The organism is Paraburkholderia domus (assembly GCF_905220705.1).
Taxonomy (GTDB): domain Bacteria; phylum Pseudomonadota; class Gammaproteobacteria; order Burkholderiales; family Burkholderiaceae; genus Paraburkholderia; species Paraburkholderia domus.
In genome coordinates this window covers 77,786-100,807 of sequence record NZ_CAJNAT010000009.1, presented here as the reverse complement: position 1 = coordinate 100,807, position 23,022 = coordinate 77,786, and the positions used below count along the sequence as shown (strand labels likewise).

23 protein-coding genes are annotated in these 23,022 nt (G+C 61.0%); 5 read left to right on the top strand and 18 right to left on the bottom strand.

The genetic code is table 11. The annotated features are described in order from the left end of the window. Positions 1 to 26 precede the first annotated feature (26 nt). From KHO31_RS17980 to KHO31_RS17965, 4 genes are read right to left on the bottom strand one after another with little or no spacing between them, the layout of a single operon-like run. Positions 27 to 1,169 carry an ABC transporter permease gene (locus KHO31_RS17980; RefSeq protein WP_201079832.1) on the bottom strand — a complete coding sequence of 381 codons (1,143 nt, stop codon included), beginning with the start codon at positions 1,167 to 1,169 and terminating at the stop codon, positions 27 to 29. A 2-nt stretch (positions 1,170 to 1,171) separates the two neighbouring features. Continuing rightward, the gene (locus KHO31_RS17975; RefSeq protein ID WP_236071295.1) at positions 1,172 to 2,704 is read right to left on the bottom strand and encodes an efflux transporter outer membrane subunit; all 1,533 of its coding nucleotides are present in this window, start codon (positions 2,702 to 2,704) and stop codon (positions 1,172 to 1,174) included. Beyond that, on the bottom strand, positions 2,704 to 3,789 hold the full coding sequence (locus KHO31_RS17970; protein WP_201079830.1) for an HlyD family secretion protein: 1,086 nt from the start codon (positions 3,787 to 3,789) through the stop codon (positions 2,704 to 2,706). The genes KHO31_RS17975 and KHO31_RS17970 overlap by 1 nt, the downstream gene beginning before the upstream one ends. Continuing rightward, positions 3,786 to 4,493: an ABC transporter ATP-binding protein gene (locus KHO31_RS17965; RefSeq protein ID WP_201079934.1), complete on the bottom strand. Its 708-nt coding sequence runs from the start codon at positions 4,491 to 4,493 to the stop codon at positions 3,786 to 3,788. Before KHO31_RS17965 ends, KHO31_RS17970 begins: the two co-directional genes overlap by 4 nt. A gap of 396 nt (positions 4,494 to 4,889) precedes the next feature. Between KHO31_RS17965 and KHO31_RS17960 the strand changes: the two genes are divergently transcribed. The 3 genes from KHO31_RS17960 (at position 4,890) to KHO31_RS17950 (ending at position 8,218) form a co-directional block, all read left to right on the top strand. Beyond that, positions 4,890 to 5,726 carry a universal stress protein gene (locus KHO31_RS17960; RefSeq protein WP_211623837.1) on the top strand — a complete coding sequence of 279 codons (837 nt, stop codon included), beginning with the start codon at positions 4,890 to 4,892 and terminating at the stop codon, positions 5,724 to 5,726. A 255-nt stretch (positions 5,727 to 5,981) separates the two neighbouring features. Beyond that, positions 5,982 to 6,344, top strand: a complete 363-nt coding sequence (locus KHO31_RS17955) for a Bax inhibitor-1 family protein (RefSeq protein WP_211623835.1) — start codon at positions 5,982 to 5,984, stop codon at positions 6,342 to 6,344. Between the two features lie 38 nt (positions 6,345 to 6,382). Beyond that, entirely contained in the window at positions 6,383 to 8,218 is a 1,836-nt protein-coding gene (locus KHO31_RS17950; protein WP_211623886.1) for an AMP-dependent synthetase/ligase, read from the top strand. A gap of 140 nt (positions 8,219 to 8,358) precedes the next feature. On the opposite strand, the gene KHO31_RS17945 is transcribed toward KHO31_RS17950, so the two are convergent. The 11 genes from KHO31_RS17945 to KHO31_RS17895 form a co-directional block, all read right to left on the bottom strand. Continuing rightward, positions 8,359 to 8,679 (bottom strand): chaperone modulator CbpM, encoded by a 321-nt coding sequence (locus KHO31_RS17945; protein ID WP_201086198.1) that lies wholly within the window; start codon positions 8,677 to 8,679, stop codon positions 8,359 to 8,361. Positions 8,680 to 8,684: 5 nt separating this feature from the next. Then, positions 8,685 to 9,626, bottom strand: coding sequence for a DnaJ C-terminal domain-containing protein (locus KHO31_RS17940; protein WP_211623833.1), 942 nt, complete (start codon positions 9,624 to 9,626; stop codon positions 8,685 to 8,687). After that, complete coding sequence (locus tag KHO31_RS17935; protein WP_201086197.1) at positions 9,623 to 10,123, bottom strand: universal stress protein; 501 nt, start codon at positions 10,121 to 10,123, stop codon at positions 9,623 to 9,625. Before KHO31_RS17935 ends, KHO31_RS17940 begins: the two co-directional genes overlap by 4 nt. Before the next feature lie 71 nt (positions 10,124 to 10,194). Next, positions 10,195 to 10,884: a CBS domain-containing protein gene (locus KHO31_RS17930; protein ID WP_201079820.1), complete on the bottom strand. Its 690-nt coding sequence runs from the start codon at positions 10,882 to 10,884 to the stop codon at positions 10,195 to 10,197. 261 nt (positions 10,885 to 11,145) lie between these two features. Continuing rightward, positions 11,146 to 11,382 (bottom strand): UDP-glucose 4-epimerase, encoded by a 237-nt coding sequence (locus KHO31_RS17925; protein WP_201079818.1) that lies wholly within the window; start codon positions 11,380 to 11,382, stop codon positions 11,146 to 11,148. A 74-nt stretch (positions 11,383 to 11,456) separates the two neighbouring features. Then, positions 11,457 to 12,107: a BON domain-containing protein gene (locus tag KHO31_RS17920; protein WP_201079816.1), complete on the bottom strand. Its 651-nt coding sequence runs from the start codon at positions 12,105 to 12,107 to the stop codon at positions 11,457 to 11,459. A gap of 84 nt (positions 12,108 to 12,191) precedes the next feature. Beyond that, positions 12,192 to 13,232, bottom strand: a complete 1,041-nt coding sequence (locus KHO31_RS17915; protein ID WP_211623831.1) for a zinc-dependent alcohol dehydrogenase family protein — start codon at positions 13,230 to 13,232, stop codon at positions 12,192 to 12,194. 117 nt (positions 13,233 to 13,349) lie between these two features. Continuing rightward, a complete protein-coding gene (locus tag KHO31_RS17910) occupies positions 13,350 to 14,096 on the bottom strand; it encodes a beta-ketoacyl-ACP reductase (RefSeq protein WP_201079812.1) in 747 nt (248 codons plus the stop codon). 335 nt (positions 14,097 to 14,431) lie between these two features. Next, on the bottom strand, positions 14,432 to 14,890 hold the full coding sequence (locus KHO31_RS17905; RefSeq protein ID WP_201079810.1) for a universal stress protein: 459 nt from the start codon (positions 14,888 to 14,890) through the stop codon (positions 14,432 to 14,434). A 74-nt stretch (positions 14,891 to 14,964) separates the two neighbouring features. Continuing rightward, on the bottom strand, positions 14,965 to 15,300 hold the full coding sequence (locus KHO31_RS17900) for a hypothetical protein (RefSeq protein ID WP_201079808.1): 336 nt from the start codon (positions 15,298 to 15,300) through the stop codon (positions 14,965 to 14,967). 319 nt (positions 15,301 to 15,619) lie between these two features. Next, positions 15,620 to 16,453, bottom strand: coding sequence for a potassium channel family protein (locus tag KHO31_RS17895; RefSeq protein ID WP_201079806.1), 834 nt, complete (start codon positions 16,451 to 16,453; stop codon positions 15,620 to 15,622). Positions 16,454 to 16,823: 370 nt separating this feature from the next. On the opposite strand from KHO31_RS17895, the gene KHO31_RS17890 reads away from it, so the two are divergent. Both KHO31_RS17890 and KHO31_RS17885 read left to right on the top strand, forming a co-directional pair. Then, on the top strand, positions 16,824 to 18,437 hold the full coding sequence (locus KHO31_RS17890) for an oleate hydratase (protein WP_236071313.1): 1,614 nt from the start codon (positions 16,824 to 16,826) through the stop codon (positions 18,435 to 18,437). Positions 18,438 to 18,528: 91 nt separating this feature from the next. Next, on the top strand, positions 18,529 to 19,830 hold the full coding sequence (locus KHO31_RS17885; RefSeq protein ID WP_211623828.1) for an NRAMP family divalent metal transporter: 1,302 nt from the start codon (positions 18,529 to 18,531) through the stop codon (positions 19,828 to 19,830). A 37-nt stretch (positions 19,831 to 19,867) separates the two neighbouring features. Here the strand turns inward: KHO31_RS17885 and KHO31_RS17880 are convergent, their stop codons facing one another. The 3 genes from KHO31_RS17880 to KHO31_RS17870 are packed head-to-tail and all read right to left on the bottom strand — an operon-like array spanning position 19,868 to position 23,014. Continuing rightward, on the bottom strand, positions 19,868 to 20,713 hold the full coding sequence (locus KHO31_RS17880; protein WP_201079800.1) for a F0F1 ATP synthase subunit gamma: 846 nt from the start codon (positions 20,711 to 20,713) through the stop codon (positions 19,868 to 19,870). Continuing rightward, positions 20,710 to 22,278 carry a F0F1 ATP synthase subunit alpha gene (locus KHO31_RS17875; protein ID WP_236061614.1) on the bottom strand — a complete coding sequence of 523 codons (1,569 nt, stop codon included), beginning with the start codon at positions 22,276 to 22,278 and terminating at the stop codon, positions 20,710 to 20,712. The genes KHO31_RS17880 and KHO31_RS17875 overlap by 4 nt, the downstream gene beginning before the upstream one ends. Beyond that, positions 22,265 to 23,014 carry a F0F1 ATP synthase subunit delta gene (locus KHO31_RS17870; RefSeq protein WP_211623826.1) on the bottom strand — a complete coding sequence of 250 codons (750 nt, stop codon included), beginning with the start codon at positions 23,012 to 23,014 and terminating at the stop codon, positions 22,265 to 22,267. Before KHO31_RS17870 ends, KHO31_RS17875 begins: the two co-directional genes overlap by 14 nt. Positions 23,015 to 23,022: the final 8 nt, after the last annotated feature.

Sequence of the window (23,022 nt, the reverse complement as noted above, 5' to 3'; positions counted from 1 at the left end):
TTTGCAATCGCCGGTGATCGGGAACGCTATCCCCTGAAGATATCGAACGGCTCGATCGTGAGCACCTTGCGCACGCCGATATAGCTGGAGATCCCGGCAATCAGCACAACCATGCCGAACGCCAGCGCAAGATTCCAGAACGTCGTAATCGCCGCGTAGTTGGGCACCGAGACCTTGGCTAGCGAAATCACCACGGTGACCAGACCGACGCCCAGACCATACCCCGTGAGCGCCGTGAAGGTCGCCATGAACAGGATCATGTACACCAGTTCACGCCCCTTCGCGCCGATGGCCTTGAGCGCACCGAACTTGTCGAGATTCTCCAGAATGAACGTGTAAAACGTCTGGCCCGAGATCGACAGCCCGACGATAAAGCTGATCACCGTCATCAACAGGATGTTGGTGCCGATACCCGTCTGATACGTGTAGTAGTTCGCAATGCGCTGATTGAACTCATTTTTGGTCAGCGCAAGGTAACCGAGTTTGGCCACCTGCTGCTTGATGCCGGCAATCGCGGCGCCATTCTTCGCCTGCACCAGGATATAGGAGATCGTGAAGCGCGTTCCCGGAACGTACTGGATTGCGCGATTGTAGGTCGTGTAAAGCGTCGGCACGCCGTTCAGTCCATTCGTGGCGACTCTCGCAACGCCCACAATCACCCCACGGCGGTCGTTGAGCTCGAATGCCGTGCCGATCTTCGGGTTCTCCAGTTTCGAGAACTCCGAGTCCTTTACCACCATGAATGCATCGTCGGCATAGATATCCAGAATGTTGCCCTGCTGGATTTCCGGGCGGCCGAACAGGCTGGCGTCGTCCAGCCCGACAACATTGACCGCCTGATACTTGCCGTCCGCGAGCCTGACCTGCGCGCCGCCGATATAGAGCGGCACCGCATAGGCCACGCCGTTCATGCTAAGCGTCGCGTCCAGCAGGTAGTCGGGCAACGGAATCGGGCTCGTCGGCGTGTTGACGGCCGGATCCATGATCCACATCGACGCACCAATATTGGTCACCGTCGAATAGGCGCGGTTCAGGATGCCGGCGAACATCGCGGTCATCTGCATCATCAGGAATACCGCGAACGTGATGCCAATCAGCAACGCGGAGAACTTCGCCCGGTCGTTGACCAGCAACTTGAAGCCGATCCGCATGATGCCACTGTACTTCATGATCACTGACCTCCGCTCGCCTGCTCCTGCCCGTTCCACCATCCGCCGCCGAGTGCGACGAACAAGGCGACCGTGTCCTGATGGCGCTGCGCGACGGCCTCGAGATAGGCAATGGTCGCCTGGTGGAGTTGCACGTCGGCGACCAGGACGTCCAGGTAGCCAACCGTTCCTGCGCGGTAACTGGCCTGCAACAGGGACAACGCCCCTACCGCGTCGCGCTGCGCTTCCGCTTGCGCCTCCAGGGCCTGCGCGTCGTATTCCAGCGCCTTCAGCGCATCGGCGACCTGCGCGAAAGCAGCCAGCACGGTCTGCCGATAATTGGCTTGCGACTGCTGGTACGCGTCGATTGCCGCCTTGCGGCCATACCACAGGCTGCCACCCTGAAATAGCGGAATCGTGATCGACGGACCGATGCTCCAGAACCTGAAGCTGTCCGTCGAGAGATTGCCGAAGCTGGTTCCGCCCGCACCGTAAGTCCCATTCAGGCTGATGCTCGGGAACATCGCGGCGGTCGCTACGCCAATGTTTGCACTGGCCACATGCAACTGCGCCTCTGCAGACAGAATGTCCGGGCGCTGCCGAACCAGTTCGGAAGGTAAGCTCACGGGAAGGTCTTTGGGCAGCGAGAGCGAGCTTAACTCGATTTCCGGCAGGTTCGCTTCGGACGGAAACGCGCCTTCCAGCGTCGCAAGCAGATGGTCTGCCTCGCTGATCTTCTGCCTTAGGGGGGCAAGGGATGCTTGGTTAGCGGCGATCAGACTGCGCACGCTCAGCACGCTCGCATACGCAGACGTGCCGGCGCGCACCTGGGCTTCGGTAATCTCGAGTTGCTGTTTCTCGAGACCGATCAATTGCTCCGTCGCGCGAATCTCCGCGGCATAGGCCGCCTGGGCGATAGTGGTGTTCACCACGTTGGCCGACAAGGTGAGGTAGGCAGCCTTGGTCAGGTAGCGCTGGTAGTCGGCCTGAGCCTGCAATCCTTCCACTGTGCGGCGCTTGCCGCCAAATACATCGAGCGCGTAACTGATGGTGCCGCTCGCTGTAATCAGATTAAAGATCGTGCCCTGCCCCGCCGAGCCGGCCGCTTGCGGCGCAGTGCGCTCGCGCACGCCGTCCACCTGGGCGCCAATCTGTGGGAAAAACACCCCGTAGCCGGCACGCAGGCTGTCCTGGCTCTCGCGCAAGCTCGCCTCGGAGGCCTCGAGCGTCGGGTTGTGGGCGAGCGCCTCGTCCACGCTCGCGTCGAGTTGCGCTGATCCGAACAGCCGCCACCAGTCGAACGGCACTGCGGCGCCCGGCGTGAAACGCTGTGTCTCGCTATCTGCGGTGACTGTCACCTTAGCCAGCGGTTCATGGGTGTAGGCGAGCACGGTGGGCGGCGCCGGGTGGTTGAAATCGGGCCCTACCGCGCAGGCGCCAAGCACGACCGCGGCCATCATGCCCGGCAACACGGCCGGCATAACCCCGCGCAATGCGGAGCGCCGCAAGATGCGCGACTCGAGCGCGTTGCCGCATGTCTGGATGAGAGAAGACATTATTTGGGCCCGATAAAGACGTCAACCAGCAGGCCCGGATAAACCATCGGAAGGTCTTTCTTCCTGAAGCGGAAAATTACCGGCAACACGCGCAGATCGACCTTTTCCTGGCGTTGATTGGATAGCTCGATCTTGGGCGAGACATAGGGCTGCACACGCACGAACTCCAGCGGCACCTTGACGTCGGTGCCGCGCACCGAGAGTTGCGCCTGAATGTGCCCAGGAGCCGGCAGCCGCGAGACGAGAATCTCGTCGATGTAGCAACGCACCGACAGATAGTCCTGCGACGCGCCCATGACGATCAGCGGATCGAATCCCTGTGTGTAGGCGTCGTACACGCCCTGCGACGACACATAGCTGCCGGGCGTTCCGTTGAGGGCCAACACGATCCCATCGGCTTGGGCCTTGACGGTATATTTTTGCAGCAGTGCGCTAGCGGCCTTGTAGGACTGGGTGAGCGCCTCATACTGCTTCTGTGCGTTGCTGATGTCGTAACTCCACGCTCCGGCCCGCGTCAGCTCGTACTGCCGCCGCGCGACTTCCAGCGTGGTCTGCGCCTGGGCAACCGCGTCTTGCGCGGTATCCACCACGTCCTTGCTGATCGAACGGTTGTCGATCTGGTAAGAGGCAAGGCGCTTGTCATACTGATCGCGCGCGGCTTTGAGGTTCGACTGCGCCTGATCGACCTGCGCCTTCGTCACCGCCAATGTTTCCTTGCGCGGTTGTGCCTGGAGTTCCTGCAAGGCAACCCACGCCGCCTCGGACTGCGCGCGCAACTGCTCGGTGGTGGCGACCTGCACGGAGTCGTCGATCTTCAGCAAGGGCGTTCCCGCCGTGACCTGTTGGCCCTCATGCACCAGTACCTGCGTGATTGGGCCCGACACTTCCGGATAGATATTGACGTTCTGACCACCTACCTGTTCGCTTTCGACAATGCCATCCGCGTAGATCGCCGTCGCATACGGATTACTCACCGGCGTGAACACGGGCGGTTCAGCTTTGCGTTGCATGCCGAAAACAAAGGCGCCGGCCAGCCCCGCCAGAATGCCGAGGATCGAGAGCGCAAAAATGATCCTGGTTCTCATTCTGTGCCCTTGTCGAGACCGGTGATGCGCCCGTCTTCCATATGAATGATCCGGTCAGCGTATTCGTTGATGCGTGCATCGTGCGTCACGATAACGATGCAACGATTCTGATCGAGGATCTTCTCCTTGACGAAGGCAATGATCATCCTTCCTGTGTCGCCGTCGAGCGAAGCGGTGGGTTCGTCGAGAATCAGGATCTGCGGGCCGCCCACGATCGCGCGGGCAATCGCCACGCGCTGCTGCTCGCCCCCGGAGAGCTTGACCGGCAATATCTCGCCGCGGTTTTTCAGACCCACGACTTCGAGGTATTTCCCCGCGGCCGTGATGGACTCTTTCCAGTCGCGATGTTTCAGGATCAGCGGGATCGCGACATTTTCGGCGCTAGTCAGTCGTGGAAACAGATGGTAGTCCTGGAAGACAAAGCCGATGGTATTCAGACGAAAATCCGCCAACTGGTCGTCGTTCAATGTCCAGATGTCGTCGCCGTTGACACTCACCGTGCCCGCATTGGGGCGCAGGATGCCGGAGATCATACTGAGCAAGGTGGTCTTGCCGCTTCCCGACGGTCCGACGATAAATAAGATCTCGCCGAAGTGCGCGACAAAGTCGACGCTGTTGACGGCCGTCGTCCGCGTGCTGCCGTCGCCGAACCATTTGGTCAGGCCGGTCGCCACGATGGCTTCGTGTTTCGCCTGCTCATTCATCTCGGGAACCCATGGCCGCTGCCCACGCCGGATCAGACCTCTGATCCGGCGCTGTCTTTTTCGAGCCAAGGGGCAGCGTTTTGCGTTGCGTACATGAGTAACCATCGTGTCCGAAAACGAACCCACGCCATTGATTTGCATCAACGGCGTGTCGTCTATGACCAGACCACGGATTTCCGACGTGCCTTGCTCCTCGATGGGTACGCACAGACGCTGGCGACGTGCATGTCGGCATGCGTCGGCGGCGACGACCGTCGGCATAGGACCCTGGTCAAACCACACACTCGCGCGGGGCGTCGGAGTAGCGTTTGATCTGCGTCAACTGCGCCATCGCTATCGTTCCTAGACTCAGGCTCACGTATCCACGCGTCACCTTCTCTTCCTGGAGCGACTGCCATGAGCTACAAAACCATCGTTGTCCATTTGGACACCAGCCCGAACGCCCATCCGCGGCTCGAAATCGCGCTGCGCCTCGCCAAACAGTTCGGCGCCCATCTGACCGGCGCGTTCGCCCTCTTTAGCCCGGACCCGCGCTCGCTCTATGTGATGGCCGGGACTGCGGAGTACTACAAGCAGCATGAAGCGATGCGTGCGGAGCGCCGCGCGGCGCTGGAACGGCTGTTTCACGCCGAACTCCGGCGCGCGGGGGTTCCTGGCGAATGGGTCGCCGTCGACGAACCCGCCAGTCTCGCCATCCCGCGCGCGGGCCGCTGCGCCGACCTGATCGTGGCCGGCCAGGACAATCCGGCTGATCCGGAATCGTATATCGGCGACTTTTTCCCGGAAAACCTGATTCTGTCTTGTGGACGCCCAGTGTTACTGGTGCCGTATGCGAGTAATGAAAGGTCGACAGGCGAACGGGTTCTGGTTGCGTGGGATGGCAGCCGCGCCGCCACCCGTGCCGTGCACGACGCGCTGCCGTTCATGCGCACGGCGAAAAAGACCACGATCCTTACCGTCAATGGCGAGCACGACGGCGAGCGCGCCCGGATTCCCGGCGCGGACATCGCCACCGTGCTTGCCCGGCATGGCGTGCGCGCCGAAATCGCCGACATCGAAACCGGACCGGGCGGCTCGGTCGGCGAGGTGCTGCTCTCGCAGGTGGCCGACGGCGGCGTCGATCTGCTGGTGATGGGCGGCTACGGCCATGCCCGCTGGCGCGAACTGGTAATGGGCGGCGCCACGCGCACGATTCTGCGCTCGATGACCGTGCCAGTGCTGATGTCGCATTGAGAGCGGCGCCTTATCTTCTCATTCTGTTCTGCGCATCGCCACTTGCCCGGCATTGCTGATCTCCGCGCATTGCACATCGTCCGCCGCAGACACCACTCAGGCGGCGCGCCGCCCGGGATGACCTTGATGTGCATCAAGGTGCCCAGCGACTCGCGGTGCGAGATTGGCTGTGCGAGATTGGCTGTGCGAGATTGGCTGTGCGAATGACGGTGCAGACGGGAGGCCGCCAAGCTCGCGATCTCAGGAGGATTAATCATGCGAAACTACGTCGCCAGCGACGCTCGAGAAAAAGAAGCACGGCGTGGGTTGGACAGCAGCGACCTCGGCCTTCGGCAGTATATGCTGCGCGTCTATAACTACATGGCCGGGGACCTGGCACTCACGGGTGTGATTGCCTACGTCGCAGCGATGAGTGGCTTTTATGTGTCAGTGGCTGCAACGCCCCTTTTCTGGGTTGTGCTGCTCGCACCGCTGGGGCTGGTCATGTTCCTGAGTTTCCGCATCGAAAGCATTAGCCTTGGCGCAGCACAGATTCGACTTTCTCAACATCTTCCTGATGCTGATGCGACTCCTCGGCAACCGCCGCCGCTAGGCGAACGGTTGAGGTTGAGATTGTGAAAGCAGAACAACACGTCACTATCGATCTTGCTCACGTAATGGCGACCCAACTCGAATCAGCACAATCGTCGGATCTCTCCTCCGTTCGCACGCTCCCGGCGCTTTTTGCCTGGCGCGTAGCCCGAACCCCGCAGTCCGAGGCATATCGGCAATACGATGAAGCGACCGCGCAGTGGGCCAGCTTCACGTGGCACGACGCGGGTGAGCGCGTCGCGCGCCTTGTGACATCACTCTCACGCCTGGCATTACCACGTGGTGCGCGGATCGCCATTCTGCTACCCAACGGACTGCATGCCGTTTGCTTCGACCAGGCGGCGCTCGCGCTTGCGTGTGTCCCCGTGCCCATGCATGCGCTCGACAATCCCGCCAGCATCGCTTACATCTTGAGCGACAGCAATGCGTCGCTGTTGGTGGCGGCTTCGGATACTCAATGGCAGGCCATTGCCAGCACGGGTGTTTCTCTACCATCTTTGCTACAAGTGGTGGTGCTCAAGAAGGAACTGCCGGACACGGCGATGACCGGTAACTTGCCCGTGCTGACCATGAAAGAGTGGCTTTCCAGCGCCACCTCCACAGTACCAGGTCAAGACGTTCAGCAAGCCGCTCCGGATGAGCTTGCCGCATTGGTTTATACGTCTGGCACGACAGGCAAGCCAAAGGGTGTGATGCTCACTCATGAAAACGTCGTGTCCAACGTCAAGGCCGCGTTGCAACGGATTGTTCCCAGGGAGAGCGACGTTTTCCTGTCATTCCTGCCTTTGTCACATACATTCGAACGAACAGCCGGGTACTACCTTCCGATCGCAGCAGGGTGCTGTGTCGCGTTTGCACGCTCCGTCAAGCAACTATCGGAGGATCTCAAGACCGTAAAGCCAACAATTCTGATCTCGGTGCCGCGAATTTATGAACGTGTGTTCGCCGGTGTCGAAGCCTCGTTGGCGAAATCGGCAGTGAAGTCCTGGCTATTTGACGCCGCACAAGCCGTTGGCTGGCGTCGATTCGTTCGCACGCAGGGATTAGCGGATGGAAGCCCCACGCAGGCAATCCTGGATGCGTGCACCTGGCCTTTGTTGAACGCGTTGGTCGCGCAGACACTGCAGAGCCAATTTGGCGGGCGGCTACGCGTGGCTGTGGCTGGCGGGGCGCCGTTGCCGCAACAGATTGCGCGCTGCTTCCTCGGCCTGGGCGTACCCATCATCCAAGGATACGGGATGACCGAGACGTCCCCCGTTGTGGCGGTCAACACGCTCCAGGACAACGATCCTGCGACGGTAGGTCGCCCACTCCCGGGTATAGAAGTGCGCATAGGCGAAAACAAGGAACTGCAGGTTCGCGGCCCAAACGTCATGCGCGGTTATTGGAAGCGTGATGACGATACCGCCAAAGCATTTATCGACGGCTGGTTGCGCACCGGCGATCAGGCCGCGATTGAAGCGGGTCGTATCCGCATCCTGGGTCGCCTCAAGGAAATCATCGTAACGTCGACTGGCGAGAAAATTGCACCCGTCGATCTGGAGCTGGCCATCATGGCTGACAGCTCATTCGAGCAAGCATACGCGTTTGGCGACAACCGCCAGTTCATCAGCTGCGCCGTTGTACTCGCCAACGGCTATTGGAGCCAATTGACCGCGACTTTGGGACTTGATCGACTGGATCCCGCCAGCTTGAATTCACCCGCTGCGCGAGAAGCCGTCTCTATGCTCATCCAGGAACTGACACGCAACTTCCCCTATTACGCTCAGCCGCGTGCAGTCATCCTGTCGATTGAACCATGGACGATCGAGAATACATTGTTGACCCCGACCTTAAAGCTCAAACGACACAATTTGGCCGCGCATTTTGCCAAAGAAATCGAACAGATCTATCAGCATTAAGTATACCTATCCGGTACTTCGACTGGGGCCACGGCGAGTGAGTCACCTGCTACCTGCTCCCATATTGACTGGACCGCGCCAACCCAAAATGTCACTTTCCTGCCGGTAATCATTCGGCAGGCGCAATTGCGCAGAAGCGCTCACACGCCGTGAGCGCGCGTCATGCGCGCACGCAATGCATCGATCTCGTCGAGCAGATCAAGTGCGAGCGCGACGCCTGGAGGGTTGATCCGGAGGTCGCGTGCGAGCCGCCGCGCGGTACGCACACGACGCAGCGACGCGCCGCTGAAGCGCCATTCCTGCGGCCCCGCTCCTTTTGGCTCAAATACGCCTTCCGACACCCAAAGCGTCAATTCTTCTTCCGATGCACCGCTTACCCGGCTCAATTCGATGAGCGTGAACTCCACATCCTCACCGACAACCTGTCCTTGCAAATAGGTTGACGTAGTAAATTCTTTCACGATGGTCACCCATAAAAGTGCGCGCGGGGATCGAAGTTGAATGCCTGTCGCATCGCGTCGTAAGCCGCCTTCGCACTATCGTTGTCGGCCGGCGGTAGTACGATGTTCAAGATCACATACAGATCGCCTGGCGGGTTTGCTGGAATCCCTTTGCCTTTGAGCCGTAAGCGCCTGCTATCGCCCGAACCCGGCGGTACCGTCATTTCGACGGAACCGTCAGGTGTCGGGACCGCAATGTGCGCTCCTAACGCCGCTTCCCACGGGGTAACAGGTAACTCGAGTGAAACATCGCACCCGTTCACGCGAAAGCGCGGGTGTTCCCGAAAGCCAATTTCCAGGTAGAGATCGCCGGCGGTTCCGGGTGTCGCGCCTGGCGCTCCCTGACCGCTCAGACGAAGATGCTGCCCGGCGCGTATGCCCTTTGGAATCGAAACATCCAGCGTACGCGATTCAAGTGTGACATGGCCTTGTGTATCGATCATCGGCACTTGCAGCGAAATCGACCGTTTGGCCCCGCGATAGGCATCTTCCAGATCGATAAGCACCTTCGCGTGGTGATCCTCTCCTTGCGCGTTGAAGGCGTGCCGTCGCGAACGCGCTTCACGTGCTCCGCCAAATATCGACTCGAACAAATCATGGAAGTCGGCTTGCGAGCCGGCCTCGTTGCCGGCTCCGCTAAATTCGAAGCCCTCGTCCCAGTTCGGTGGGGGTTGAAAATCCTGGCCGTTTCGCCATTCGCTGCCCATACGGTCGTAGGCCGCACGCTTCTCCGGATCCTTGAGCACGTCATAGGCCTCGCCCAGTTCCTTGAAACGGTCTTCCGCATCAGTATGTTTGCTAATGTCCGGGTGGTATTTGCGCGCGAGCTTGCGATACGAACGTTTGACATCCTCTTGAGACGCGCCGCGCTCAAGGCCCAGAATCTCGTAATAGTCTTTGTATTTCATCTGAAAGCAGACCCATGAGGAGCAGGGACTCGCGTCTGCTGTAAGTCAGTGCCGCCGCTTCGGACCAGTATCACCGGGCACGTCGCCATGCGCAGGAACTGCTCCGCGACGCTGCCAAGCACCGCCCTGCCGATGCCGTGCCTGCCGTGCGTGCCCATCACGACAAGCTCGGCACCGCGGCGTTGTACGAACCGATGCAGGCAACTCGGGATATCGTCCGCCGAGCTCAGCGTTTCGTCGATTTCGGTATCGCCCGCCACCCCACGTTCGGCCATAGCCTTGCGCACAGCTTCCAGGGTAATCCGCCCATCCTCACGGAGCACTTTGCGGAGCGCCTCCGGGTCGTAATAACCGGCATACGGTGAAACGCACCATGGATTGACGATATAGACGGCATGAAGCCACCCGTTAGCAAGCGCAGCAATGTAGAGCGCTTCGTCCAACGCGCGCTTCGATGCGTCACTTCCGTCCACGGCCAATACGATCTTGCGATACATGATCTTATGCCCTGAGAATCGCGCGTCCCGATCACGAGACTGGCGCATCGAGACAATTCGCGCTTGACCTTTTATATTCCCGGCATCACCGGGTAAGGTTCGGTATGGTCTTCCACCCGCTTCACTCCAGGAATGCTTTCTGCCGCAACGCGAACGGCTTCGACTGCCTCCATCGAGTGAAAAGTGCCCCACAGGTGCACAACACCTTCGTTCACGACAATGTTGCGTCCGGCGAAGGCCCATTTATGGCCGGCCAGTTCCCCCATTAGCGTCGCACGGATATCCGCATCCGAGAGGACTGCGTCCGCCAACGGCTCATCGGGAATGCTGGCCAATGCCTGAACAAGATTGGCACGGCTCACGATACCGACAACCTGACCCGCCCTTATCACGGGAACCCGCTTGATACGCCGTTTTTCCAGAATGCCGGCCACTTCGCTCAGCGGCGTGTCTTCGCTCACAGAAACGACTTTGACAGTCATCACGTCCCGAACTTTCGGTGCATGCGTCTTGATGTAGTCTCTGGCGTCATCAGTCGACGAAAAAAACTCAAGCCACGACGAACGCTGGTGTGCGTCGGTGCCGACTTCTACCCGGCGCAGCAGATCGCCTTCGCTGATCATGCCTGCGACGTGCCCTTGGGCATCTACAACGGGCGCGCCGCTGATTCCTTTATCGACAAAAATCTTCGCAACTTCGCGCACGGTCATGTCGGGCATGACGGATATCACGTTGCTGGTCATTACATCGGATGCACGCATGGCTAGTCTCCTGAACTGTCTCATTCCCGGTTACCCCTACGAACCCAGATCATCGCCACGGCGCCACCTGGCAATGCAATCACCGGCCAGATTGCACAAACGCGTCGACACCACACGCACCACGCGTTTCGTGGGTGCCAGGCGCAGCGACGTGATAATCGACCAGCGATTTGGCTTCGTGTCTATTCAGGTTATGCGCGGAAGAGGTCCTGCCATTTGACATGGATCATTTCACGCGCCTGGCACGCGCCTTTCACCCGCCTAAACCGATAGCGTCTTCGACAACTTGAGCTGCACCCAGACCATGCCTTCGCGCAACCCGGCGAGCACCGCGTCACGCTCGGTCGGGAAAATGCCGCCGTGTTTGAACTCGTGGTTGAAGACGCCACCCGGTGCATTGTGGCTAAGCTGGATCGTGCAGCCGAAGCCGCCAGTCGTCTGATGCGTGAGCGCCGACACCGACCAATCGCTGTCGCAGACGTTACCCGAAAGTGCCATGAGTCACTCCTGATCTTTCGGCCGCGCGAAGCCCAAGCCGCTCCAAAGAGGCGCGCCCGGCCCCTCACGGCACGTTATTCAACTGTCAGATTGTCGATGACCGCATGCACGCCTGGCGCCGACCATGCCGCCCCGCGTGCGGCCCACCTTTCGGCAAAGGAGTCGACCTTACCCGTCAGCGTAACCGTACCTTCATGTACCTTGATAGCGATGTGTCTCGCTTCGCGCTCGGCATGGCGCTGCAGTGCCTCGCTAATCTGATTGCCGATATCCTGCGCGGCGACGGCACCGCCGATACGCATCATGTTCGACACGCCCGTCACACCGCGCATGTGCGAAACGGTCCGCGTGGCGACGTGGCTGTGATAAGCACCATCCACCTCGCCACTCAACGTCACCCAGCCCTTCTCGACCTGAACCTTGACAGCGTCTTCATACAGGCCGACGGTCCAACGCAGGATGGTGCGAACAGCGTTGGCAATGTCCTCATCGGTCCGTACATCCGTATGCAGCAGGCGGATGTCCATTTCCACCACGACCGCCTTCACGCCGGCCACCCGTTGCGCAGCCTTTTCCGCCGCGAGTTTCTCGGCGTAGCTGGTTGGGTGCCCGGACAGCGTCACCACACGGTCGCGCACTTCAACGCCGATATCCGTGATGTCAACTGCCGGATCCCACGCCAGTTCGTCCTCGACCTGCCGTTTCAATTCCGTGTCCGACTTCATTGCCTGCTCCTTGATGGCTCGCAAAAATACAGCGGCGCTTCTACGTGCAGCCGCCGATATGACGCGGCGCCGAAGCGACGCGGCCTAGGTCACCTCGATGATTACCTTCAATGCGCGCGTCTCGGCCGCGCGGCCGAACGTGTCGTAAGCGCTGGCCATATCCTCAAGTCGGAAACGGTGTGTAATGAGTTTCGCCGGATCGATGCGGCCGGCGCGAACAGTCTTGAGCAGCATCGGCGTGCTGACGGTATCGACGAGGCGCGTCGTAATCGCGATGTTGCGATCCCACAGTTTTTCGAGGTGCAGATCGGCCTTTACGCCGTGCACGCCGACATTCGCGATCACGCCACCGGGTGCGACTATCGCTTCGCACAACTCGAACGTTGCGGGTATGCCGACCGCCTCAATCGCACAATCGACTCCGGTCTGTTCGGTCAGCTTCATCACTTCGGCGGCCGGATCGGCGCGCCCGATATCGATACATGCCGTGGCGCCGAAGCGGCTCGCGACTTCAAGACGATTCGGATCGCGATCGATCATCACAATCTGTGCCGGCGAATAAAACTGAGCGGTCAGCAACGCTGCAAGGCCGATCGGTCCAGCGCCGACGATCGCCACCGTGCTGCCGGGCTGCACCTTGCCGTTCAGAACACCACATTCGAAACCGGTCGGCAGGATGTCCGACAGCATCACAAGCGCCTCTTCGTCGGCACCGGCGGGAATCGGGTACAAACTGGTCTCGGCGTGCGGAATGCGCACATATTCGGCCTGGGTTCCATCGATCTTGTTGCCGAGAATCCAGCCGCCGGTGGTGCAGTGTGAATACATGCCACGCCGGCAATAATCGCATTTTCCGCACGACGAAATGCACGAGATCAACACCCGGTCGCCGGGCTTGAACGACGACACCGCCGAGCCGACCTGCTGCACGATTCCGACCCCTTCATGGCCGAGAATGCGCCCCGGTTCGCAAGTCGGCACATCGCCTTTCAGAATGTGCAGATCGGTGCCGCAGATCGTGGTGCGCGTCATCTTGACAATCGCATCGGTAGGGGCGGCGAGTTGCGGAATGGGCCGTTCGTCCAGCGATTTCTTGTCAGGACCGTGATACACGAGCGCTTTCATGTGCTGCCTCCGTTGATCGAAACGAGCATGCTCTATGACAGACTTCAGGATGGTGGGCGCCGCGACGACTGATATGTATCAAGCGATACGCATCGTTCGAATGCAGCATTCCCAAGGTCATCGCATATGCATGCCGCCGTTGATCGCGAAATCCGCGCCTGTGACAAAACCCGCGTCGTCCGAACAGAGAAACGAAACCAGCGCCGCGATCTCGTCAGGTTGACCGAGTCGGCCGACGGGTATTTGCGGCAAGATTCTGGCATCCATGACGTCCTGGGGAATCGCGGCGGTCATTGCAGTCGCCAGATAGCCAGGCGACACCGTGTTGACCGTCACGCCATGTTTCGCGACCTCCAGCGCAAGTGACATCGTGAAGCCGTGAATGCCCGCCTTGGCTGCCGCATAGTTGGTCTGACCGAACGCGCCGCGAGCGCCGTTCACCGAACCGATGTTGACGACGCGTCCGAACCGTTGTTCGACCATCCCCTTTAGCAATGGCTTGGTCATATTGAACAGCGAATCGAGATCGGTGCGCAGAACCAGATCCCAGTCTTCCTTGTTCATCTTGGCAAAGGTCGAATCGCGCGTGATGCCGGCATTGTTGACGAGAATATCCACCGAACCAAATTCGTTCAGGACGCGCTCGGCGCAATGTGCGCACGAGTCAAAACTGGTCACGTCGGCTTCGTAGGCGTGAAAGCGGCGGCCGGCGTCGCGTTCGTGCATCAGCCAGGTGGCGACGTGATCGTTGCGCTCGGAATGCGACATGGCAACGATCATGCCGGCATCGTGCAGACGCCGACTGATGGCAGCGCCGAGCCCGCCCATTCCTCCGGTGACAAAAGCAACCCGCTTAGCCGACATGGTGTTCTCCTTGCGCCGATCCGTTGAGTTTCACAAACGGCGGCACCGCGAACGGCGCACGCCCTTCCAGCGCTCCCTTGAGCGCCCGCTCGAAATGCTGCGTCCATTCCTGTTTCGATGTAATCGCGCAGCATCGCCTGGCAACCCGCACCGAAATCCTTCCGGTCCCGCGCGCCTGGCACTGCTTCGCGAGCGGCTTTCATTGCGACGAGTTCGCGGCGGCAGTCCGTTCAATCTACGCGATGCTCCCAGAGAGCGATTGATGTGTATCAATTGTGCGGCGCTACGCGGCACATGTGGAAGGTGAACGGCCGCCACGCCCGCCTGAACAACATTCAGGCACCGGTCCACGTCTCCCTGATCAGCAACACGGAACACGTCGATTGCCGCACGAAACGTTCCGCGACACTGCCCACCACCATGCGACGTATGCCGCGCCGCCCGTGCGTGCCCATCACGACAAGGTCGGCACCGAGCCGAGCGGCGCAGCGAGCGAGGCAACTGGCAACGTCCTCGCCGATTCCTTGCGTTTCGATGATCTCGGATTCACCCTTCACGTCGAACGCCTGCATCTTTGCGCAAGCCTCATCGAGGAACCGGCGTCCTACCTGCCGCGCTGTGTCGGTCAGCAGATGCGGATCGCAGGCACCCGCGTATGTGAACGCCGCAGACTGGTCCAACACATGCACCGCCGTCAGCTTGCCACCTGTCAGTTTGGCGATCCGGATGGCCTCGTTTACCGCATACTTCGACGCTTCACTGCCGTCCACTGCCACCAGAATATTTGCGTACATGACTCCCTCCTCATGGAGTGTCGGGAAAAACAGGCACAGCGCCGCAACGGACGCAAGCTTGCCTGGCGCAGCGGTCAAACCGGGCGTCGGTCGAGTTTCCGCTCGGCGACATCGAATGCGGCCCGCACCGCTATATTGGGATCCGCGTTCAGGCAATGCTCTATCGGCACGAGCTCTCCGTTACGCATGATCAGATCAAGCCGCGCGTCGAAAACCGGACAGCGGATCTCGGCGGCGGGTGCGCTGACTCCGGCAACGCCCGACCGTTCACGAATAGCCTCGATCGCCAGGTGACAACCCGCGATAGACCTGCTGAACCGTTCGAGACGCACCAGTTGCGTAGCCGCCTCGCCCTCGATCTGCGACGTCCCGGCAAAGCCGAGATAAACGATTTGCATGCCGACACCCATCTCTGTTCTCCAAGACGTGCCGCGATATCTCAGGTGAGGCCGGCTTCTTTCTCGACTACAGGAAGATCGGCGATACATCGTTGCCGGCAGGGTCCAGCGACGCTGCTGATTCCACCACTCCTTTGCGGAACTTCAAATTCGTTCGCCGGGTGTACGTGGCCAGTCGAGCGCGCATCTCTTCGAAGTCAGGCCACCACGGTAGCAACGTACGACGGGCGGCATGATTGAATCATCGGCGCGAACGGTGTTGAACGATTGACTTGTATCAACACATATCATTCTGCCCGCGCGGCGCCGCCCATCGGCGGATCTATATGGATCAGTCGTGTGCGTCAGAAGTTGGGTCTCGCTCGGCGGAGCCGTCATCGACATGCGCTTTGGCGCCCAGGCTGCATACTTCTCTGCGCAGTGAGGCGATTTCCGCTTGCAAAGTCTTGATGTCGCGATGCATTTCACGGCGCAACAGACGCTCTTCCTGTTCGACAAAGATGGCTGCAATGCTGGCGAATACGAGCGATAGCAGACCGTAGCCCAGCAACACGACGAACGCGGCAAAGACGCGCGATGCCGGCGTAGTCGGTGCCATATCTCCGTACCCAACTGTTGCGCTGCTTTCGAATGCGAGCCAGACGCCCTCAGCGTAGGTGTGCACGCCCGGTTCGAGCCAGTAAAACCCGGCGCCCGCCGAGGCAAGCAGAGCCGCGGCCGTTGCAAGCAGCAGAAACAATCGGTTGGGCGAGAAGAATCCGCGCAGCGACACCACTATTCGCGCCGCCACCAGTCCCATGAACAGAATGCGCAGAACCCACTCGAGTGACGACCAGGGGGTGATGCCCCATGCGACGCTGGCCCCAGCTCCAACCGCGATCAGGACGTCGTAGCGGTTTCGCATGAGGAACCGCCTGGGTTTGCGGCTCAGATGCGCCATCCAGGCCAGCGAAGTGGCAAAACCGGCCACCATGCACACGTATAGCGCCCGGCCCACCTGATGAAGCATGGGCGAGTCAACGGCCAGTTCGAGGTAAAAGGCGGGAATGGCGAGCAGGCTGGCGCCAAACAGGATCCACTGCAACCAACGCCACGCGCGCACCGCCCGTGCGCCGTCATGCGGATCGATACCGTCCAGGCCGGCCACGCGAAAACCATCGTTCATTTCGCCACCGCCTCCGAGGTTACGACGCCAATCCCGTCCAGCGCCCGTTCATGACATCGCCGCTTCGGGAATCGCGATAACACCACTTGCTGCTCCAGCGTATGAGCTCGGCCTCGGCAGGCTTTGATACGGATCATAAGGTTGCGAGATGTGCCGAAACAACGCCCGCAAACGTCCGCACGCGAACCAGATCGCGCTATGTGAGGCAACCGGGCACGCCCTGATGACCGCTCTGCTTGATCCAACTCAATCGGAATGCCGGCGCGGCGGGTATGTTGGATCAACGTCCGGGGTGTGCATCCGGGCAGCCCGCGACATTCGGATGGCGACGAACATTAAAAGGAATATCCACGTGCGAAACTCAGACCAGATTCCCGAACGGTCCCTGACGGCCGGAATCGACAGCTACGATGCAGAGGACGGCAAGTTTTACCTCGTCGGCGGCGGCATCGCCTCGTTAGCGGCAGCGGCGTTCCTGATCCGCGATGGGCACGTGCGCGGCCGCGACATTGCCATTCTGGAAGCGCTCGACAAGCCCGGTGGCAGCCTGGACGGCGCGGGCTCCGCGGAATGCGGTTATATCGTACGCGGCGGGCGCATGCTCGAAAGCAAGTATCTGTGTACCTATGAGCTGTTCTCGTCGATACCGACTCTCGACGGCAGCAAAAGCGTGACGCAGGAGATATTCGACTGGAACGAAACCACCAGAACCTCATCAAGGGCGCGGCTCGTCAGGAATGGCAAACGTGAAGATTCGCCCGTTTACGGAATGGGTGAACAGCATCTGCTGATACTGGGTCGACTCTCAATCGAACCCGAAATCATGCTCGGCAACAGCCGGATATCCGATCACTTCGATGCGTCGTTCTTCGAGACAAATTTCTGGTTGATGTGGTGTACGACATTCGCGTTCCAGCCGTGGCATAGCGTGGTCGAGTTTCGGCGCTATCTCCTTCGCTTCGCGCATATGTCCTCCGGATTCAACCAGTTGCACGGCATCATGCGCACGGTCTATAACCAGTACGACTCGATGATTCGGCCGCTTCGCCGCTGGCTGGACGAGCATGGCGTTGCGTTCCGGCCGAACACCCGGGTCACCGATCTGCTGTTCGACGAAAGCAGCGCGGAGAACCGGGTCAGCGGCATCGTTTGCGAAACTGCACTTCAGCGTCTGGAGATACCGGTCAGAGCGGCAGACAAGGTCATCGTCACGCTGGGATCGATGACAGCGGGTTCCAGCCTTGGCGGCATGGACCAACCCGCCCTTTTGAATACCGTCGACGGCACGGGCGCCTGGCCCCTGTGGAAGACGATCGCTGCGGGCCGCCCCGAGTTCGGCCACCCTTCCGTTTTCGCGGACCATATCGACGAGTCGAAGTGGCTGTCATTCACGGTGACGTTGCGCGACCCGACGCTGTTCCGGCTGATCCGCGACCTGACCGGCAATGTGCCGGGTGAAGGCGGCCTGATTACGTTTGCCGAGTCGAGCTGGCTCGCGTCCATCGTCTTGCCGCATCAGCCGCATTTCATCGGTCAACCCGCGGAAGTGCAGGTGCTGTGGGGCTACGGCTTGCGGGTCGACCAGCCCGGCGACTTCGTCGGGAAGCCCATGTCGGCATGCACCGGTCGTGAAATCCTGACCGAAATTCTTGGTCATTTGGGTATCGAAGCAGAGGCATCGCGCATTCTCGAACACGCCAACTGCATTCCCTGTCTGATGCCGTTCATCACGAGCCAGTTCATGCCGCGCAGCGAGGGCGACCGGCCGGACGTGACGCCTGACGGCTGGCAAAATCTTGCGTTCACGGGCCAGTTCTGCGAGCTACCCAACGATGTCGTTTTCACCGTCGAATACTCGATTCGTTCCGCGCAAAACGCGGTGTACGCGCTACTCGGACTCGATCTTGCGGCACCGGACGTCTACAAGGGCCAGCACGACCCGCGAATCGTGTACAAGGCGTTTTCAACGTTGCGTGACCACTAGCGGTCACTATGCCGCCTCCCGCTGAAACCGTGCGCCAAGGTGCGCCGCTCTCGAACAAAACCATGCCAACGTCTCTCAGCGAGGTAAAGCAGTGGACATCAACGGGTCGCCGGAGACCAAAAGCTTTCATGCGCTTCTTGGACGTCTGAAGGAGCATCCGCTGGCACGCGTCGGCCCCGGCCTCATCACCGGGGTTGCCGACGACGATCCGAGCGGCATCGCCACCTACTCGCAGGCAGGCGCGCAGTTCGGTCTGAACATGCTCTGGACGATGCCGCTCGCCTTCCCGTTGATGGCCGCTGTGCAGTCCATGTGCGCGAACCTCGGCCGGGTGACCGGCAGGGGGCTCGCCGCCAATATCAAGATCGCATTTCCACCGGTCGTGCTTCAGGGCGTCGTGCTGTTGCTGCTCGTCGCCAATGTCCTGAATATCGCCGCCGACGTCGCCGCCATGGGCGAAGTCGCGGAACTTGTGAGCGGCATCGATCGCCATCTGATGACCGCCTGCTTCGTGTTTGGAACACTGCTGTTGCAGATGCTTGTGCCCTACCATCGGTACGTGTTCTTTCTGAAGTGGCTGACCGTCTCGCTGCTCGCCTATGCCGCCGTGTTGTTTACGGTTCATGTGCCGTGGAGCCAAGTTGCGCTGCGCACGCTCTGGCCACACCTTACATTGAACGCCAATACGGCGGCAGTCGTCGTCGGCGTGTTCGGCACGACGATCAGCCCTTACCTGTTTTTCTGGCAGGCTGCCGAAGAAGTCGAAGATATGCAGGCTCATGACGCTAACGTTGCGCTGGTGAGTGACGCGCGCGCTGCGCCCACGGAGCTTCGGCGCATTCGCTGGGACACCTGGAGCGGCATGTTCTATTCGGACGTCACGGCCTATTTCATCATTCTCGCGACTGCTGTCACCCTGCACGCGGCCGGCATGACCGACATCACGACGGCCGCGCAAGCCGCGAGCGCGCTGCGACCGCTTGCCGGCAACTTCGCGTACGTGCTTTTTGCGCTGGGTATTCTCGGCGTCGGACTGATCGGCGTACCGGTGCTGGCGGGGTCCGGCGCCTATGCGCTCTCCGAAGCGATGGGCTGGCGCGAGGGGCTGGAGCGCAAGGTGCGCGATGCACGCGGTTTCTACGCCATCATCGCCGTCAGCGTGCTGGCGGCGCTCGCCATCCAGTATTCGCCGATCAGTCCGATGAAGGCGTTGTTCTGGAGCGCCGTCATCAATGGCGTAGTGGCCGTGCCGCTGATGCTTGTGATTCTGATCCTTGTGTCCAGAAAATCGGTAATGGGCGCGTTCACGGCGAGCCGGCCGCTCATCATTCTGGGCTCGATCGCTACACTGGTGATGGGTGCGGCAGCTGTCCTGATGCTGCTGCCGTCGTAGACGCAGGCAGCCCGATCGCGGTTGCGTCCGAACCTGATCAAAAACTTGCCGTGGCACCCGCCGCAAGTTCCACGATATCGGCTGTGATCTCGTCCTGACGAACCTGCCGGTAGCTTTGCGTGAGTTCGGCGAGCGTCTCCTTCACATTGGCGCGCGCGGCCAGCATCGCGCGCACGCGCGCCTCGTTTTCCGCAGCGAACGACAGCATCAACGCCTCGCACAACTCGACATACACGTAGGCTTCGACTAGTCCGGCAAGCAGATGGTCAGCGGGCAATGTGAGCAACGGCGGCTGGACGCGCCGCTCAACAGAAAATCGCGAGAAATCGAACGGAATCAGGCTGTGTTCAACGATCTCGCAGTGCACGGCGATGCCCGGCACTGCGTGAATGACCGAGACGTGAGTCGCGCCTCGATTGCCAAGACGCGTATAGAGCGCGTCAGTGACCCGGCTCGCGAGCGACGGCACATCGTCGGCATGGGAGGCCGCGGGAGAACTCCACGCGAACGGCAGCCGGCGTTCGTTTGCCACAATTTCGCCGCGCGTACCGACGAGCAGCAGTTCGCACGGCGCCGACGCCAGACGAGACAACGCCTGATCGATGATCTGCTCGTTGAACGAGCCGACAAAACCCTGTTCCGCGCACAGCGCGATGACGATCCGCGCGTCGTGGTCCGGCATGCGCGCAGGTTCAGTTGAACCGTGGGCCAGCACGGCACCGATCGCAGCGCCAACTGTCAAAGCCGACGAACGGATGCCAGGCAGCCGCCCTTGCGCTTCGCGCGAGCGTGCTGCCGCAATGCCACGCATCGCGCCAATGACGGCATCCAGTTGCCGGGCGGTCGCGCTGCGCGATTCGATTTCGGTGAGTTTTCCGCTCATGGCCGATTCTCGACGCTTGCCGTGCCGCTAGCGGCCGTTGGCGCGAGCTGCTGCACCAATTCACGAACCGCGGCGACGAGCACCGCCTGCACGCCGGCGCTCAACGGCGCCGGTGAAGACAGCGAAAAGCCTTGCGCAATCTGGGCTTGCAGGCGCTGGGTTTCCAGATGCCCAGCCAGTTGTGTTCGCACTTGCGCGACAATCCTGCCCGGCACCGAATCGAACACCCCATCCGCCAGTGCTGACAGCAGTGCGATCTGTTCGAGCGTGCTTAACGCGCTGAAGCGCGGCTGCGCGATCAACGCACGAATACGTTCCCCGCGAGCTATCTTGCCGGCGACGTGCACGTCCGCCAGTCCCCCGAACCGGCTGAACATCTCCAGCTCCAGAAACTGCGCGTAATCGAGGCGCAGCCGTCCCGACACACCTCGCAAAGCCGGATGCTGCGCCTTGCCGCCGACGCGGCTGACGCTCAAGCCCACATCGACCGCCGGACGCTGGTTCGCCGCGAACAGCGCCCCGTCGAGCACGATCTGACCATCCGTGATCGAAATGAGATTGGTCGGGATATACGCGGACAGGTTGCCCATGTCGGTTTCCGCGATCGGCAGCGCGGTCAGCGAACCGCCACCCAGCCCGGCCGAAAGCTTCGCCGCGCGCTCAAGCAGGCGGGCGTGAACATAGAAGATGTCACCCGGATAGGCCTCGCGTCCCGGCGGCTCGCGCGTCAGCAGCGCCAATTCACGGTGCGTCGCGGCATGCTTGGTCAGGTCGTCGACCACAATCAATGCATGCTGTCCCCGATCGCGAAAATACTCGGCGATCGTGAAGCCCGCGAAAGGTGCGATCCATTGCAATCCCGGCGCTGACGCCGCGGCGGCGACAACGAAGATGCAGCGCTCGGGCGCACCGTACTGACGCACCGATTCGATGACCCGCTGCACAGCGGTCGTGCGCTGGCCAATCGCGACATAGACGCAGATCATGTCCGAATGCTTCTGGTTGACGATTGTGTCGATCGCTAAAGCGGTCTTGCCCGTGGCACGGTCGCCAATGATGAGTTCGCGCTGCCCGCGGCCGATCGCGAACAACGCATCGACGAGCAGCACGCCCGTTTCGACCGGTTCGCTGACAAGGTCGCGCTCGATAATCGCCGGCGCAGGCCGTTCGACCGGCATGCGCCTATCGGCAACGATGGGATCGTCGCGGTCGAGTGGTCGCCCGAGCGGATCGATCACACGCCCCAGAAGCCCGTCTCCGACCGGCACTTCGAGCACGGTGCCGGTGCGGGTTACGCAGGAGCCCGCTTCAACCGACGTGCCGTCGTCCAGCAGCACGACACTGATGACGTCCGCGTCCAGCGTGTGTGCGAAGCCGGTCGCGCCGCTCTCGAAACGGAGCAGTTCGTTCAGGGCCGCATCCGGCAGTCCCGAGACAAATGCAATGCCATCGCCAAAACGTTCAACGCGGCCGAGCGTCTGCGCCTGCGGCTTCACAACGGTTCGGGCGAGTGTGTCGCGCTGGTCCGCAAGCCAGGGATCACCGGTCATATCAGCGGGGCCCATTGTCGCTACTCTGCAAAGCCGCGCTGATCTGCGCGAGATCTGCCTTGAAACTGTTGCGCACCACCGCGTGCGCAGCCATCAATTCCATGCCTGCGATCAGCGAAGGGTCGACCGCAATCTGGAGGGATATCGGCCTGTTCAGACAGCCTGCCAGCGCGGCGCGGCAGCTCTCCTGCTCCTGCTGGCTAAGCGTGCGCGGTACGGACAGCGAAAGCGCAACACCGTTTACGCCGAGTTCCGCGCGAACCTGTGCGGGCAGTTGCATGACCCCGTCAACCAGACCTTCGACAAAACCGCTCACCCGCGCACTTTCAGGCAACCGGTCAAGCAGCTTTGTCGCGATGTCGCAGGCGAGTTGGCTCGCCCGGGCTGCGACAAGTTTTCCCTGTTCCAGGCAGGCCGCCTCTGTTTCGGCGGCGGCTGTCGCGCGCAGCCTGTCCGAGTCAGCGTGCGCCGCGGCCAGCAGCGCAGCCTTCTCGCTCTCAGCTTCCGCAGCGATCGTTTTCATGGCTTCGGCGCGAGCGGAGACAAGCCGCTGCGTCTCGCGAACCGCCGCATCGCGCTCGAGCGTTGCAGCGTGCTTCGCTGCGTCAGCGTCCGCGATCAGCGCTTGCGCCGCTTTCTGACGCTCGGCGATGATGTCCGCGACCGGACGGAACAGGAAGCGCGCCAGCAGCCATATGAGCACGAGCGCATTGATGGTCTGCAACGCGAGCGTGGACCAATCGATTCGCATGGCCGCCG

Coding starts and splice junctions, on each gene's coding strand:
- KHO31_RS17980 (WP_201079832.1), bottom strand. CDS start 1,169: ATGAAGTACAGTGGCATCATGCGGATCGGCTTCAAGTTGCTGGTCAAC.
- KHO31_RS17975 (WP_236071295.1), bottom strand. CDS start 2,704: ATGTCTTCTCTCATCCAGACATGCGGCAACGCGCTCGAGTCGCGCATC.
- KHO31_RS17970 (WP_201079830.1), bottom strand. CDS start 3,789: ATGAGAACCAGGATCATTTTTGCGCTCTCGATCCTCGGCATTCTGGCG.
- KHO31_RS17965 (WP_201079934.1), bottom strand. CDS start 4,493: ATGAATGAGCAGGCGAAACACGAAGCCATCGTGGCGACCGGCCTGACC.
- KHO31_RS17960 (WP_211623837.1), top strand. CDS start 4,890: ATGAGCTACAAAACCATCGTTGTCCATTTGGACACCAGCCCGAACGCC.
- KHO31_RS17955 (WP_211623835.1), top strand. CDS start 5,982: ATGCGAAACTACGTCGCCAGCGACGCTCGAGAAAAAGAAGCACGGCGT.
- KHO31_RS17950 (WP_211623886.1), top strand. CDS start 6,383: ATGGCGACCCAACTCGAATCAGCACAATCGTCGGATCTCTCCTCCGTT.
- KHO31_RS17940 (WP_211623833.1), bottom strand. CDS start 9,626: ATGAAATACAAAGACTATTACGAGATTCTGGGCCTTGAGCGCGGCGCG.
- KHO31_RS17935 (WP_201086197.1), bottom strand. CDS start 10,123: ATGTATCGCAAGATCGTATTGGCCGTGGACGGAAGTGACGCATCGAAG.
- KHO31_RS17930 (WP_201079820.1), bottom strand. CDS start 10,884: ATGCGTGCATCCGATGTAATGACCAGCAACGTGATATCCGTCATGCCC.
- KHO31_RS17925 (WP_201079818.1), bottom strand. CDS start 11,382: ATGGCACTTTCGGGTAACGTCTGCGACAGCGATTGGTCGGTGTCGGCG.
- KHO31_RS17920 (WP_201079816.1), bottom strand. CDS start 12,107: ATGAAGTCGGACACGGAATTGAAACGGCAGGTCGAGGACGAACTGGCG.
- KHO31_RS17915 (WP_211623831.1), bottom strand. CDS start 13,232: ATGAAAGCGCTCGTGTATCACGGTCCTGACAAGAAATCGCTGGACGAA.
- KHO31_RS17910 (WP_201079812.1), bottom strand. CDS start 14,096: ATGTCGGCTAAGCGGGTTGCTTTTGTCACCGGAGGAATGGGCGGGCTC.
- KHO31_RS17905 (WP_201079810.1), bottom strand. CDS start 14,890: ATGTACGCAAATATTCTGGTGGCAGTGGACGGCAGTGAAGCGTCGAAG.
- KHO31_RS17900 (WP_201079808.1), bottom strand. CDS start 15,300: ATGGGTGTCGGCATGCAAATCGTTTATCTCGGCTTTGCCGGGACGTCG.
- KHO31_RS17895 (WP_201079806.1), bottom strand. CDS start 16,453: ATGAACGATGGTTTTCGCGTGGCCGGCCTGGACGGTATCGATCCGCAT.
- KHO31_RS17880 (WP_201079800.1), bottom strand. CDS start 20,713: ATGAGCGGAAAACTCACCGAAATCGAATCGCGCAGCGCGACCGCCCGG.
- KHO31_RS17875 (WP_236061614.1), bottom strand. CDS start 22,278: ATGGGCCCCGCTGATATGACCGGTGATCCCTGGCTTGCGGACCAGCGC.
- KHO31_RS17870 (WP_211623826.1), bottom strand. CDS start 23,014: ATGCGAATCGATTGGTCCACGCTCGCGTTGCAGACCATCAATGCGCTC.